The sequence below is a fragment of the Pseudomonas sp. LBUM1643 genome, assembly GCF_059716215.1.
On sequence record NZ_CP166813.1, the window covers coordinates 3788947 to 3803247 of the forward strand.

Here is a 14301-nt window from a genome sequence, read left to right on the forward strand (position 1 = left end):
GGTGAATAGACATGAACCCAAAGGAAAACTACCTGCACGAGTTCTTCAGGATCTTCTTCGCCAACAAACAGTTGGTGAAGCGGGTGTTCCTGGTCTTTGCAGTGATCGCGCTGGTCTTGCCGCTGATGCTCAAACAGAGCTTCGATATCACCGCCCAGGTGATCGTGCAGTCCAAAAAACTCTCACAGGGGGATGCCACGACTTCCCTCAACCAGGAAAACGCTTCCTTCGTGCCACCGACGCTGGCGGACATGGAAACCGAGACCAATATCCTGCGTTCGCCAGGGTTGATCCGTCAGACCATCGGCGAGCTGCGTGAAAAGGGCGAGTACGACTCCCCTCCCAGCCTGCTCAACAAATGGGTGAGTCAGCCGTTCAAAACCTATGTCACTACGCCGCTGCGCGAGCATGTGATCAATCCGGCGAAATCCGCACTCGGTATGGAAGTCGACCCGGTGCGCGACACAACGCTGGATGCGCTGACCCAGGAGGCCATGGACAAACTCAAGATCGAAACCCTCCCGGGCTCGAACGTGATCTCGATTACCTATAGCTTCCCCGACCCGGCCCAGGGCACCAAGTTTGTCGCAGCACTGCTGCAGAACTACCTGGCCAGCCGTCAGGAGCTGCAGTCTATCGACCTGCCGCAAAGCTTCTATGAAACCAAAAAGCTGCAATACCAGGTGCGTCTCAATGGCCTCGAGTCCAATCGCCAGGACTTGCTGGGCGCGGTGGGTTCGTCCGATCCCGCACAGGAAATCACCTTCCGCCTGAACGCCATCAACACCGAAGAGCAGGCGCTCAACCTGTACCAGGACCGTCTGCTGCAAAGCAAACGCTGGCTCGACTACCTGAAAACCAGCCTGGCCGCTGCCAACACCTCCAAGCTCAACGACTACACCTTCCCCTACACCTTCACCACCACCGTGGACAACGTCGCGTTTGAAGACCGCGAGATCAAACAAATGGGTGAGGCGTTGACCTCTCAGGTCAGCCGCTACATGAACGACCTGGCGATCTTCCAGCCGAGCAGTGAACCGATGCTGCTAACCCGCGAGCAAATCGCCCGCACCCGTCAGCAATTCCTGAAAGTCGTCAGCAACCGGATTCAAGAGCGCACCAGCGACCTGGCGATTGTCAGTTCGGTGATCGATCAGAAAACCGCGCGCATTGCCGAGTTCAAGGACCGCATCCACACGCTGCAGGAGACCCAGAGCAAGCTGCGCCAGGTGGACACTGAAATCGACGCGCTGCACTCGGCGTTCTCCACGTACGCCCAACGGTTCGCCGAAAGCAGTACCGCACGTTCGCTGGACAACGACTTGTCCAACGCACGGATTCTGAGCCCACCGTTCGAGCCGACCGAAGCCGCCTTTCCAAAACCGATGCTGATCATTCCATTCGGTTTGTTCACCGGTCTGCTGCTGGCGATTGCGTTGGTCTACGTCCGTGAGTTCTTCGATCACCGCTTCAAGCATCCTGCGCAAATCACCCACGAACTGGGCCTGCCGGTGCTGTTGGTGATCAACGATCAGAACGTCGAACCGGTCAACCCACACAAGAGCTGGACCGTACCTGGCTTCGTGCATTGGGTGCGCAATTGAACGCGCCGCTCAGCCGGACTCCATCTGACAACGCCCTGCCGATCATTCATTTGCTCAGCAGTGGCGGTTTCTATGGGGCTGAGCGGATGCTGCTGGACCACTGCCTGGCGACGCCGGGGCAGCATCAAGTGCTGTTCCTCGATGCGCCGCCAGAACTGATCGCCAGGTTTCGCGATGCCGGCGTCGACTGCCAGGGCTGCGCGGGGTTGGGGCAACTGTTGGGGCATTTACGTCAGCGGCGCGCCGAACGGCCGCTGATCAACACTCACAACTTCAAGGGTCTGTTGTTTGGCTGGGTTGGCGCGACGTTGTTGCGCCTGCCCCTGGTGATTACCCAGCACGGGTTCACGCCGCGCAGTCGCAAGCAAAAGTTCTACACCTGGCTGAGCTTGCAACTGTGCCGCACTGCGTCGGTGGACCGCGTGGTCTGCGTCGCCGAAAGCATCGCCGTGCTGCATCGTCAGGCCAGTGTGGGTGCGCAGAAGTTGCAGGTGATCCCCAACGGTTTGCCCGCGGCCATCGGGCTGTTGCCGCACAGCGTCAATCGCCAGCGGTTCCTGGCCGGTTACGTCGGGCGACTGAGCAGTGAAAAAGGCCCGGACCTGTTTCTCGACGCGCTGATTCCGCTCTGTCAGCAACACCCGCACCTGGACGCCGTGATGCTCGGCGACGGCCCGGAACGGGAAACCCTGATGGCCAGAATCAATGCCGCCGGGTTGCAGGAGCGCATCACGCTGCCGGGCTATCAGACCGACATGGGTGTGTGGTGGCGCAAGCTCGATGCGCTGGTGATCAGCTCGCGCACCGAAGGCACGCCGATGATTTTGCTGGAAGCCATGCAGGCCGGTGTGCCGGTGGTGGCGTTCGGTGTCGGTGGCATTCCCGATGTGCTGGAAGACCGGCACAACGGCTTGCTGGCGACGCCTGCGGACAGCACGGCCCTCGCCCGCCAGATCGGCACCTTGCTGACTGAGCCGGCCCTGGCCAGCACGCTGGTCGTCAACGCAAAACGTACGCAACTGGATCGCTACGACCTCAAGGCATTGGCTGAACGCTGGTCGCAGCTTTATATCCGTACTGCACGGGAGGCACGCGCGTGATTTTTCCGCTCTCGATTGTCAGTTTGCTCGGCCTGGTCGCCCTCGGTTTGCTGGCCAGCCCTTATCCGTATCTGGCGCCGGGAGCGGTGCTGGGCCTGGTCGGTGTGGCGGTGCTTTACCGCAAACCGACCTGGGGCTTGCTTGGGATTGTTGCCATGCTGCCCTTCGAAGGCCTGTTCAAGGACAGCGCCGTTTCAAGCTCCAAGTTCCTCGGTATATCGCTGATATTGATTCTGATGCTGCAGCTGGCGATTCACCAACTGTCGTCCGAACGCCTGCGCAGCAACATCTGGCGCTTCCTGATCCCGTTCATGGTGTTGTACCTGCTCAGCCTCTTGAACACCGAACAAATGAGCGTTTCCCTGTGGAATCTGCGGGACTTGAGTGTCGGCCTGATTCTGTTTGTCATCACCCTGATGGTCGGTCGCGAACTGAACCTGGAGGTGTTCGCCAAAATGATCACCCTCAGCGTCTCCGTGACCTGCGCGATGGCGATGTTTTCCGCCAAATACCAGGCACAGGGGCGTGCCTCCGGTCTGCTGGAAGACCCGAACAACTTTGCATTGATGATCGCCTTCGCGACGCCCATGGCGCTGATACTGGTGGTGCGCAGTCCGAACTGGTTGCACCGGTTGTTCTGGGCGATGTGCGGCCTGGTGCTGCTCGGCGGCATGACCAAGACGGAATCGCGCTCGGGCCTGGTGGTGCTGTTCCTCAGCCTGATGATCGGCGCATGGCACTACCGTGCGCAGATTCCACGCATCCGTCCTCGTCACCTGGGTTTCGCCATGCTTGGCGCGGCGATCGTGATTCCACTGGCGCTGTATGCGATGCCGGCCGGTTATATAGAGCGCATCCAGTCCCTGAGTATCTTGAGCGCCGGGTCCAAGAGCCAGGATCAGTCCCTCGGCCGCCGCGCGTCGTACATCGTGGTCGGCAGCAAGATGATCAGCGATAACCCGTTACTGGGTGCCGGTCCCGGCACATTCCCCTTGCACTACGCCACCACCGGTTACGCCAAGACGTTTTCCTACAGCGGCAAGGCCGAAGATCTGTACCGCCGCGCCCACAACACCTACCTGGAAATCTTCAGCGAAATCGGGATTCCCGCCGGCCTGATGTTTGTCGGCATGCTGGGCCTGGGCTTGTACAACCTGACCCGCGCTCGCAAGGCCTGGATGCAACGCCGCAACTGGCATCAGGCCGACATGATGACCCACCTGGGCATGAGCTTTCTCGCAGTGACACTGTTCCTGGTATTCCTCAGTGCGCCGAACCATAAGCTCCTGTGGATCATGCTTGCCCTGACCAGCGTGCTGCGCACCAAGGCCGAAGAAACGCCATTGACGGAGGCCAGGGCATGAGCAGCATCAGCATCGTGATTCCGATGTACAACGAAGCACGGCACATCACCCGCACCCTGATCGCCGCGCTGCACGCCGCCGACGCCGCCGGGCTGGAATGCGAGCTGATCGTGGTCGACAACGGCTCCGACGATCAGGGCCCGCAGATCGCCCGTCAATTCGGCGCCCAGGTGCTGCACATGCCCGGTTTGCTGATCGGTGCGCTGCGCAATCGCGGGGCCACCGTGGCAAAGGGTGAATGGCTGGCGTTCATCGACGCTGACATCGAGATGCCCGAGGACTGGCTGACGCGGCTGATCAAACTCGAAGCCAGCGGCCAGGCGGACGTCCTCGGACTGGACTTGCACACCCCGGCCGAGGCGCCGTGGTTCGCCGATGCCTGGCAGCGCCGAACCCTGCGTCCGGCCACCCATAACCTGCACAAGGCGCAGTGGCTACCCACCGCCAACCTGCTGATGCGGCGCACCTGGTTCGAACAGGTCGGCGGCTTCGATGAAACGCTACGCACCGGCGAAGACAAGGATTTCACCCTGCGTCTGAGCCAGGCCGGCGCGCGCTTGCTCGCGGCCAACGAAAGCGTCGCCCTGCATTGGGGTTACGAAGGCAGTTGGCGAGAATGGATGGGCAAGGAAATGTGGCGCCAGGGCAGTCATTTGCAATTGCTGCGCAGCCACGGCTTGAGCCTGCGACTGCTGCGCTTTCCGCTGCTGTCGATGGTCGCCTGGTTGCTGGATTTCATGGCCATCTGCGCGCTGCTCGACGGTCGCTTGCACCTGGCGTGGGTGCTGTTGCTGGTGACCTGTCTGCCGCCGCTCGTCTTGAGTCTGCGCCAAAGTTTGAAACACCGGGACGCGGGTCTGACCCTGCAACTCTGGGGCTTGCATTGGGTGCGCCTGCACCTGGCCGGCGCCGCGTTCATCCTCAGCCTGTGTCATTGGAATGCCAGGAGGCCCGCACGTGGCTGAATTCATTTTCTGGTTGTGCCTGTTGTTGCCTGTCTACGCGTACCTCGGTTATCCGCTGCTGCTGACATTGCTGGCGCCGTTATTTGCGGCACGCCGCCACACGTCGGCCGAGCCGATGAACGTCAGCATCGTGATTGCCGCGCACAATGAGGCCCGGCACATCGAAGACAAACTTCGCACACTGCTGGCCCAGGACTATCAGGCGCGTTCACTGCAGATCATCCTGGCCAGTGACGGCTCCACCGATGACACCGTGGCCTGCGCGCACAAGGTCATCGACCCGCGCATCACCGTGCTCGACCTGCCCCGCCAGGGCAAGGCCGCCACGCTGAACGCAGGCGTCGCGTTGAGCACCGGCGAGATCCTGGTGTTCACCGATGCCGACAACCAATGGTCCACCGACACCCTCGGCCACTTGCTCGCGCCCCTGGCCGATCCGGCCGTGGGTGCCTGCGCCGGGCACATGGTGATTCCAGTGACCGGCAAAGGCCTGAGCATCGGCGACAGCCTGTATCGGCATTACGAAGGCTGGCTGCGCAAGGTCGAGAACCGCACGGGCTGCATGGTCTCCGCCGACGGTGCGCTGTTGGCACTACGCCGTGAGTTGTTCCAGACCGTGCCGGCAGAGGTCAACGATGACTTCTTTATCAGCACCTGCGCGCCGGTGGCGTTCAAACGCATCGTGTATGTGCCGCAGGCGCAAGTCATCGATCAGGGCGTGGACGAGGCCGACAAACAATTTCGCCGGCGTCAGCGTGTCACCGTCGGTGGCCTGCAAAGCCTGGCCCAGCGCCGCGAACTGCTCAATCCGTTCAAGCATGGCCTGTACGCGATTGCACTGATCAGCCACAAGTTGATCCGCCGGCTGGCGCCGATCCTGTTGGTGCCGCTGCTGCTGAGCAATTTCTGGCTGTGGAACGAGCACGGTTTCTACCGCCTGAGCCTGATCGCGCAATTGGCGGGTTACACCATCGCCATCGCCGGTCTGCTGGATTCACAACACCGTTTACCCAAACCCTTTCGCCTCGCCGCCTTCCTTCTGGTGACCCTCGCCGGGATGAGTATCGGTCTGTGGCAGTTCCTCCGTGGCCAGCGGTACGCCCAGTGGAATCCTGAACAAAATCGTTGAGAGAACAGCACCATGGCGATCAAGCAATTGTTCAAGCGCACCAGTGGTTGGCTGTACCTCAATTCGCCGGTGGGGCGTAATCAACTGCACGGTGCCGGGGTCATCCTGATGCTGCACCGGGTGCTGGCCGATGACCGCGCCGCCGACCTGCCCCATCGCAATGAACTGTGCGTCGGGCCCAAGGCTTTCGAACACTTGTTGGTGTGGCTCAGAAAACACTTCGACTGCGTGCCGTTGATGGACATCCTGCAGCCGACCTCGTTGAAATCGTCGCGACCCAAAGTCACGCTGACTTTCGATGACGGCTGGCGCGATAACGCCGTGAATGCTTTTCCATTGCTGCAAAAGCATCAGGTGCCGGCGAGTATTTTTCTGTCCAGTGACTTCATCGGCAGTCGCCAGCGGTTCTGGTGGGAAAGCATTGGCGAAACCCTCTGGGGCAGCCATGGTGAAGCCCCGCGGATGCACCTGAGCCAATGCTTGCAGCAACTGGGTCGCCCCCTGCCGGCCGCGTTCGAGAATGTGGACGAACAACGCCGCAGCCTCGCGCTGACGCATTTTCTCCAGAGCCTGAAAACCCTGTCGCCCGACGAGCTCAATCACCTGACCGATGAGTGCCCGCATGATTCGCTGCCGCAAGCGCTGGACTGGCAGCAAGTGCGCAATCTGGAAGCCTCGGGCCTGGTGCGCTTCGGGCCCCATGGCGCCAGTCACGCGATACTTACCGGTCTCGACGATCACACCCTGTCAGCCGAACTGAGGCGCAGTCGCGACGCGTTGCTCAACGGTTGCAACCGGCCGCTGCCCGTCTACTGCTACCCCAATGGCGACAACGATGCGCGGGTACGGCAGCAGGTCGCCGACCATGATTTTCCGTTTGCCCTGGGCACCGGCACCGGGATTTATCGGGGGATCGAAGACCCGTTGGCGCTGCCTCGTTTCGGCGTCAGCCAGCGGGTGGCGCGCAATCCGGAACTATTGTCCTGGCGCATCTACCGCGGGGCTCGCTCATGAGTCGTAGCAATTACCTTAAACACCTGGCGCTGAGCATGGGCACCAAGCTGGCAATGATCGCCTTGCGCCTGATGCGCAACGTGCTGCTGGCGCGGATCCTCGGACCGAGTGAACGCGGCCTGTTCGCGCTGCTCAGCACCCTGCCCGACCTGATCAGTGCCGCTACCAGCGGCGGGCTGAATTCGGCCATCGGTTTCCAGGCAGCCAAGCAACGTCCCATGGGTTTGTTGTTGAGCCAGGTGCTGGTGTTCGGCTGTCTGCTCGCGGCAATGCTGACCTTGTTGGTGGTGGCGTTGACCCGTGAGTTCGGCACTGAACTGGACATCACCACACAGTTGGGGCTGCTTGCCTGGTTGCTGTTGCTGGCGGTGCCGCTGACCGTGCTCAAGAGCGGTTTGCTGACCTTGCACAACGCCTCGGGCGGCGTGGTGGCGTTCAACGCGTTGCGCTTGCTCGAGTCGTTCGCGCCGTTACTGCTGTTCCTCGCGCTGTTCTGGATGTGGAAAAGCGCCGCCCTGGAAGCGGCGTTGATCAGTTGGCTGGCGGGCATCAGCCTGGTGGTCCTGGCCGGTTGGGTCTGGCTCAAACGCTCGCAGCCGCTGACCTTGCAATGGGACCGCGCGAGCCAGAACGAACTGCTGCGCTATAGCGCGCGTAGCCATCCGGATCTGTTGTTCCAGCAAGTGATCCTGCGCTCCGACTACCTGTTCATCGGCGCCTTGCTCGGCAGTACGGCACTGGGTCATTACGCCATGGCCAGCGCGGCCGCCGAGTTGCTGCTGATCGTTCCGGAAGCCGTGACCACGCCGCTGATGAAACGCCTGCTGCAACAGGACGCAGGCATCGAAAAACTCACCCCCCTGGCGTTGCGCCTGACCGCCACGGTGATGATCGGCGCCTGCCTGACCATGGCGTTGATCGGTGAATGGCTGATCGTGACCTTGTTCGGCGTGGCGTATCAGCCCGCCTATCCGGCCTTGTTGGCCCTGCTGCCGGGGCTGCTTGGCCTGTGCTACGCGAGCATCCTGCGCCTGGACCTGCTGGGCAAGAATCGCCCGGGGACGATTTCGCTAATGATGGGCCTCAGTGCCCTGCTCAACCTGGCACTGAACCTGGTGCTGATTCCTGCTTACGGCATCGTCGGCGCAGCGGCGGCTTCGTCCATTGCGTATGTGGCCGTGACCATTGCGCTGCTGGTGATGTACTGCCGGTTGAGCCATGTGTCGATCTGGCAAACCCTGATCATCCTGCCCAGCGACGTGGCCCCCATGCTGCAAATGCTGCAACGGAAGTCGGCATGAGGCGTCTGTTACTGCTGTTAAGTCTGGGGCTTGGTCTGAGCGCCGAGGCCGCGCCCATGCGTTGGACGGACATCCGCGACGGCAGCCTTTACCTGCAACCGGATCGCCCCGACACCGTGACGGTGCAGTGGGTACCGGCATGGCAGGCGGACGCCAACGAAGAGCACCTTTATCTGCTCGACGGACAAGGCAAGCTGCAGGGCGAACGGCTGATTGCCGCCAACGAAGTCCGGGGCAGTCAACGCTGGCCGCTGGCGCCGAGTGCCACCAGTTATCGACTGGAGGTTCCGGGGTACAGCTTCCGCCGCTACACGGTTGAACATGACGATCGTACGGTGGCGCTGTTCGCGCCGGCCAAATTGCATTTCAGCGCCGAAACCCGCGGCGATGACGAACTGTTTTTCAAGGTCGCTGCAGGCGAACGCGCAGTGCTGGCCGGCAAGTTCCATGGCGGCGTCGGCGCCTTGCTGGCGCAACGAGTGGACGACGGTAAAAAGCTGTCGCTGGCACTCAAGCCTTACTCGGAGTATTGGCAGTTCGACAAGGTCGAGTTGCCGGTGGCCTCGACCGATCAAGTCTGGCGCCTGCGCCTCAAAGGCAGCGGCAAGGCCGCGTTCTGGCTCGACGGCACGGCCAACCTGTTCGCCCAGAATCCGCAGCAACTCAAACCGTTGCGCCAGGACCCTGGCGAGACCCGACTGACGCTGCACAAGGAAATCCTCGGCAAGGCACCGAACCTCGGCATCGCCCTGCCCTATGCGCTGCCGCCCCCTCGCACGCTCCCCGTGGTCGAGTCCCTGCGCCCTCAGGCCGGGAGTTACTACAGCCTGGTCGACATCCTGGCGACCCGGCCGCACTACGAAGATGGGTTCCGTCGGCTGTATCAGGATCGCTTGGGCATCAAACAGGACATCACCCTGCTGGCCGGCACCCAGCGCAAGGCTGACCTGAGAGCTGACACCACCAGCAACGCCGGCCTCGACGCCTGGCTGGCCGCGACCCGGGCACTGGGCGGCGTGGGTACGCATTACATCGGTTTTGCCGATGAACCGAACCTCAATTACCCGGACTACGCCAGCTATCAACGTCTGTTCAACACCATGGCCCGGCAAGTGCGCAGCAACCCGGACAACTTCAAGGCCGGTGTGCGCATCGCCATGCCCGCCAGTTCACGGTTTATCAACGGCCCGCTCGCCGACAACGCCGCCGAGCGGCGGGGCATCGACTGGGCACGGCGCCTGCTCGCGGAATCGGGCGACAGCATCGACGCCCTGGCCTGGCACGAATGGATGATCCGCGACCTGCTGGCGACCCGCGTCTATCGCGACAACGTGCGTCGCGCCGCCGACCTGGTCGGGCTCGATGCGCAGGGTCGGCCACGCAAAGCCCTGCTGCTGGACCAGACCAATATGTCCAGCGGTTCCAGCCTCAGCCCGTACGAGCAGGAAACCCATTACGCCTCGCTGTGGTGGGCTTCGGTGGCCATCAACTCGTCACAGGACGGCTTGCTGGACATGCTCAACTGGTTCCAGGCCGACGACGAACTGGATCACCGCAAGGGCATGCTGCGCCAGCTCGGCGGTGATCACTACGAACTCAAACCCGTGGGCTTCGCTCAGCAATTCATCCAGAAACACTGGCTGCGAGACGTGGTGCGCCTGGAGAACGACGCCTTTGAAGTCGATGTTCTGGCGATGGCCACTGACGGGCAACGGGGCCTGTTGGGCGTGAACAAAGGCACGCGTCTGCAGCGGGTAAGCCTGAGCGGTGCAGGGTGTTCCTCAGGCAAAGGCTCATTGCGCTACTTCGGCGCGGACAACCGCACCCGCGACGCCCCTTTCAGCTGCAAGGATGGCCGGGTCAGCTTCGATCTGCCGGGGGAAACCCTGTTCGCCCTGAGCTGGACCGCCGCATGAACACCCTCGAATTTTTCGCCGCGCAGACGCCACGTCGCGCCATGCATTACTCCACTCACGGGCAAACCCGTCAGGAGGCAAAACCATGAATGTTCTGAAAAGACTCAGCGTGCACCTCAAACAAAAAGGCCTGCGCGCCACCGTCCAGAAGGTGTGGAAGCACTACGTGTTTTTCCACGAAGAACTGATCTGGATGGAGCGCGACCTGGTCAGCCCCGTACCTCCGCACAAGCTGCGGCCTTATCCACCGCTGCAACTGGAAACCATCACTGCGCAAAACGCAGTCGCGTTCACCAGACACTTCGGCGAACGCGTAGCCACCATGGCCGAACTCGCCAACGAAGGCCACACCGGGCACATGTACCTGGACGGCAAAGGTGATGCGGTGGCCTTCATTTGGGGCAGCAAACGCGATTACCACGACCGTCACTATTACGGGTGCCGGTTCCCGGTGAAGGCCGGTGAGTTTTTCGAATTTGGCGGCGAACAGATCCGCGCGTACTGGGGCACGATGTTGTCAGTCGATTTCCAGCTGAACCTGTGGAAAGCCATGGCGGATCAGGGCTGCAACAAAGTGGTGGATGTCTGCGAATCACACAACATCCCGGCCCTCAAGCTGCACATCCGCATGGGCTACAAAGAGCAAGGGCGGATCATGAACGTCTACAGCCTGTTCGGCTGGCGTTTCTACCGCGAAACCCGTTACAGCAATTCGCGCCTCGATCCTCTGCGCAAACCTACCCGTGAACCTGTTACAGCATCGGCGACCTGAACCTATGGCGGCACGATTCGAATGGCGCACCTCGCTGTGCGCCGATGACTTCCCGGCAGCGGCTTATGAAGCGCTGCGTCTGCGGGTGACGGACCACACTCCGTTCAACACGCTGGCCTGGATGGCCGCGTCTGAACGGGCATTGACGTCCGGGGAGCGCTTGCACGTGCTGCTCGGCTGGGAAGGTGACGAACTGGTTTTGTGCCTGCCGCTGGTGGCGTCCGTCGAGCGTTTCGGCCGACTGCCGTTTCGGGTCTTGCATCACCTGGGCTATCCCCTCGCCGACCGGCTGGCCCTGCTCGCCCGAACCGACAGGGACAGTATTCAACAGGCGCTGGTGGAGATTCGTCGACAGCTTCCCCACGCCTTGCTGCAACTCAATGAGTTGTCCGACCCGACCGACGGCGAAAGCGCGTTGACGGGCTGGACGGCCCACAGTTCGATGGGTGAGCGACGGTTGAGTTGTCGAGTGCCGGTGCACCTGATCAGCGAGGCTGACCGCCAGGAAGTGTCTGGCGATCCGCGCTATAAATTGCGCCGTGCGCGTAAACGCATCGCCGCGATTGGCGCCGAAGTCCGGCGGATCACGCCTGACGCCTCGACCATGGGACCCTTGCTGCAGGCCATCAGCGAAGTCGAAGCGGTGAGCTGGAAAGGCGATGAAGGGGTCGGGATCTTCGCCGACGAGCGCCACCGCCAATGGATGGACCGCGCCTTTACCGCCCTCGCCGCCCAAGGCCTGGTGCGCGTCGTGGTGCTGGAACTGGAAGGACGGTGCATCAGCTATCGACTAGGGTTACTGGAACAAGGTCGCCTGTACGACTACAACCTGGCGTTCCTGCCGCAATACGCTGACCTGGGCAGCGGTCGGGTATTGCTTGAAGAATGGATACGCTGGGGCCTGGACGACAACTGGCGCTGGATCGATGCATCGCGAGTCAGCCTGGAAAATTCCAGCCATCAACTCCACGAGCGCATGACCGGGCAGCTGGAACACTGGCGCTGGAGTTTCTATTCCTGGCGTCCCAGCGGGATTGCCTTGGGTATGGCTCTGCGGGTCTGGCAATGGGTCAAACCTTCATTGCAACGCTACAAGGCCCGGCGTGCCGCGAAGGCCGCCAAACCCGTTGCGGTGCCTGCGCCCGCGGTGGCGCCTGCTTCAAAGCAAGCCAACATAAAAAAAGAATCAGCCATGGAGAGCGAACATGCCTCGCCAAGTCATAGTCAACGCTGACGATTTCGGCCTCAGTGCGAATGAAAACGCGGTCATCCTCGGTGCCTTTCAGGCCGGCGTGATCAGTTCCGCCACGGCCATGGCCAACATGCCGGCGTTCGAAGCAGCCTGCGTCATGGCCCAGCATCCATTGCTGTCAGGCCGGATCGGGTTGCACTTCAACCTCACCTACGGTCAGCCGTTGAGTCAGCGCATTCTGTCTCGCCCGAATTTCTGCGACAACGCCGGGGTGTTCGACCTCAACCTGACTCGCCACCGCCTCTGGCTCAGCCGCGCGGATCGGGAGGCGGTACTGGCGGAGCTTGAGGCGCAATGGCAACGCTGCCTGGACAACGGCGTGCGTCCCAGCCACCTGGACTCTCACCAGCACGTGCACAACATCTGGCCCATCGGCGAGATCGTCGCGCGCTTCGCCGCCCGCCAAGGGGTCCCCGTGCGCCTGGCGCGAAACCTGGGGCAGAACCTCAGCCTGCCCAAGCGCGTGTTCAAGGGGTTGCTCAACATCCGTCTGCAGCGTTTGGCCGGCACCACGGCGGATTATGTCTGCACCCCGGTGGACCTGCGCAACGACGCAGCGCCAACCGACGGCGTGCTGGAAGTCGTCGCGCATCCGAACAAGATTGGCGCGGATTTTGGCGATGCTTATCTGCATCCTGGCGAGTCACTCACGCAGGTGCTGGAGCAGCGTTTGCGCGGCGTTCCACGAGTTTCCTACGCAGCGCTAAGCGCCGTATCGCCTAGCGTCGTGACGGCGCTCGATTGATGAAACATATTTGGTAACACATTCAAAACTGGCGTTTTGCTATTAATTTTCACCGTTGATCTATACCCAATTCAAGCGTCATCCACATGATCCTGGCTCAGGCCAAGAAGGGCTTTATGACTGTCATCCACAAACTCCGTGATCGTATAAAACAAAAAGGTTTGGGCCGTACATTTGGTACGTTGTGGAAACGCTATGTGTTCTTTCATTGGGAGCTGTTGTGGATGGAACGCGACCTCGTGAGCCCGGTGGCGCCGCACAAGTTGCGCCCCTACTGCGGGTTGCGCCTGGTGAGCATCACCCCGGAAAATGCCATCGCCTTCAGCAAGCACTTCGGCGACCGCGTCGAGACCATGGCTGAACTTGCGGCCGAAGGTCATACCGGACAGATGTACCTGGATGCGGATGACCATGCGATTGCCTTCATCTGGGGCAGTACCCGCGATTACCACGACCGCCACTATTACGGCTGCTGGTTTCCCGTGAAACCCGGTGAGTTTTTCGAATTCGGCGGCGAAATGACCCGCGCCTATTTCGGCACCAGCCTGTCGGTGGATGCGCAGATCAACCTCTGGAACGCGATGGCGGCTCAAGGGTGTGACAAGGTGGTGGATGTGTGTGAAACGCACAATATTCCGGCGCTGAAGCTGCACATTCGCATGGGTTATCACGAGCAAGGGCGCGTCACTCACGTTTATGGTTTGTTCGGTCGCTGGCGCTTCTTCCGCGAAACCCGGTACACCGGATCGCGCCTGGACCCGCTGCGCAAACCGGGACGTCCGGTGGTTACGGACGCGGCGCGGGCTTGAGAAGGTGGCCCTGCATCAACCTGACACGGCCTCATCGCTGGCAGGCCAGCTCCCACATTAGATCGGCAGTGGACTCGGGATTTGCGCCCAGCACTGCCTCCTGTGGGAGTGAGCCTGCTCGCGATAGCGGTAGCACATTCAACATCGAAGTTGCCTGACACGGCCTCATCGCTGGCAGGCCAGCTCCCACATTAGGTCGGCAGTGGACTCGGGATTTGCGCCCAGCACTGCCTCCTGTGGGAGTGAGCCTGCTCGCGATAGCGGTAGCACATTCAACATCGAAGTTGCCTGACACGGCCTCATCGCTGGCAGGCCAGCTCCCACATTAGA

General features: G+C 61.5%; 12 protein-coding genes. All 12 read left to right on the forward strand.

The window, feature by feature from the left end:
- Positions 1-11 precede the first annotated feature (11 nt).
- The 12 genes from ACA063_RS16925 (at position 12) to ACA063_RS16980 (ending at position 13971) form a co-directional block, all read left to right on the forward strand.
- Positions 12-1604, forward strand: coding sequence for a GumC family protein (locus ACA063_RS16925; RefSeq protein ID WP_497662579.1), 1593 nt, complete (start codon positions 12-14; stop codon positions 1602-1604).
- Positions 1601-2704, forward strand: coding sequence for a glycosyltransferase family 4 protein (locus ACA063_RS16930; RefSeq protein ID WP_497662580.1), 1104 nt, complete (start codon positions 1601-1603; stop codon positions 2702-2704). Before ACA063_RS16925 ends, ACA063_RS16930 begins: the two co-directional genes overlap by 4 nt.
- Entirely contained in the window at positions 2701-4068 is a 1368-nt protein-coding gene (locus tag ACA063_RS16935) for an O-antigen ligase family protein (protein ID WP_497662581.1), read from the forward strand. The genes ACA063_RS16930 and ACA063_RS16935 overlap by 4 nt, the downstream gene beginning before the upstream one ends.
- Complete coding sequence (locus ACA063_RS16940; RefSeq protein WP_497662582.1) at positions 4065-5033, forward strand: glycosyltransferase family 2 protein; 969 nt, start codon at positions 4065-4067, stop codon at positions 5031-5033. Before ACA063_RS16935 ends, ACA063_RS16940 begins: the two co-directional genes overlap by 4 nt.
- Positions 5026-6162 (forward strand): glycosyltransferase, encoded by a 1137-nt coding sequence (locus tag ACA063_RS16945; RefSeq protein ID WP_162439013.1) that lies wholly within the window; start codon positions 5026-5028, stop codon positions 6160-6162. The genes ACA063_RS16940 and ACA063_RS16945 overlap by 8 nt, the downstream gene beginning before the upstream one ends.
- 12 nt (positions 6163-6174) lie before the next feature.
- Entirely contained in the window at positions 6175-7176 is a 1002-nt protein-coding gene (locus ACA063_RS16950; protein ID WP_497662583.1) for a polysaccharide deacetylase family protein, read from the forward strand.
- Positions 7173-8477, forward strand: a complete 1305-nt coding sequence (locus ACA063_RS16955) for an oligosaccharide flippase family protein (RefSeq protein WP_497662584.1) — start codon at positions 7173-7175, stop codon at positions 8475-8477. The genes ACA063_RS16950 and ACA063_RS16955 overlap by 4 nt, the downstream gene beginning before the upstream one ends.
- A complete protein-coding gene (locus ACA063_RS16960) occupies positions 8474-10393 on the forward strand; it encodes a hypothetical protein (protein ID WP_497662585.1) in 1920 nt (639 codons plus the stop codon). The genes ACA063_RS16955 and ACA063_RS16960 overlap by 4 nt, the downstream gene beginning before the upstream one ends.
- An 85-nt stretch (positions 10394-10478) precedes the next feature.
- Complete coding sequence (locus tag ACA063_RS16965; RefSeq protein ID WP_497662586.1) at positions 10479-11165, forward strand: N-acetyltransferase; 687 nt, start codon at positions 10479-10481, stop codon at positions 11163-11165.
- A gap of 4 nt (positions 11166-11169) precedes the next feature.
- Positions 11170-12399, forward strand: a complete 1230-nt coding sequence (locus ACA063_RS16970; protein ID WP_497662587.1) for a GNAT family N-acetyltransferase — start codon at positions 11170-11172, stop codon at positions 12397-12399.
- On the forward strand, positions 12371-13162 hold the full coding sequence (locus ACA063_RS16975; RefSeq protein ID WP_497662588.1) for a ChbG/HpnK family deacetylase: 792 nt from the start codon (positions 12371-12373) through the stop codon (positions 13160-13162). The genes ACA063_RS16970 and ACA063_RS16975 overlap by 29 nt, the downstream gene beginning before the upstream one ends.
- Positions 13163-13278: 116 nt before the next feature.
- Positions 13279-13971 (forward strand): N-acetyltransferase, encoded by a 693-nt coding sequence (locus ACA063_RS16980; RefSeq protein WP_497662589.1) that lies wholly within the window; start codon positions 13279-13281, stop codon positions 13969-13971.
- Positions 13972-14301: the final 330 nt, after the last annotated feature.

Coding starts and splice junctions, on each gene's coding strand:
- ACA063_RS16925 (WP_497662579.1), top strand. CDS start 12: ATGAACCCAAAGGAAAACTACCTGCACGAGTTCTTCAGGATCTTCTTC.
- ACA063_RS16940 (WP_497662582.1), top strand. CDS start 4,065: ATGAGCAGCATCAGCATCGTGATTCCGATGTACAACGAAGCACGGCAC.
- ACA063_RS16950 (WP_497662583.1), top strand. CDS start 6,175: ATGGCGATCAAGCAATTGTTCAAGCGCACCAGTGGTTGGCTGTACCTC.
- ACA063_RS16955 (WP_497662584.1), top strand. CDS start 7,173: ATGAGTCGTAGCAATTACCTTAAACACCTGGCGCTGAGCATGGGCACC.
- ACA063_RS16960 (WP_497662585.1), top strand. CDS start 8,474: ATGAGGCGTCTGTTACTGCTGTTAAGTCTGGGGCTTGGTCTGAGCGCC.
- ACA063_RS16965 (WP_497662586.1), top strand. CDS start 10,479: ATGAATGTTCTGAAAAGACTCAGCGTGCACCTCAAACAAAAAGGCCTG.
- ACA063_RS16970 (WP_497662587.1), top strand. CDS start 11,170: ATGGCGGCACGATTCGAATGGCGCACCTCGCTGTGCGCCGATGACTTC.
- ACA063_RS16975 (WP_497662588.1), top strand. CDS start 12,371: ATGCCTCGCCAAGTCATAGTCAACGCTGACGATTTCGGCCTCAGTGCG.
- ACA063_RS16980 (WP_497662589.1), top strand. CDS start 13,279: ATGACTGTCATCCACAAACTCCGTGATCGTATAAAACAAAAAGGTTTG.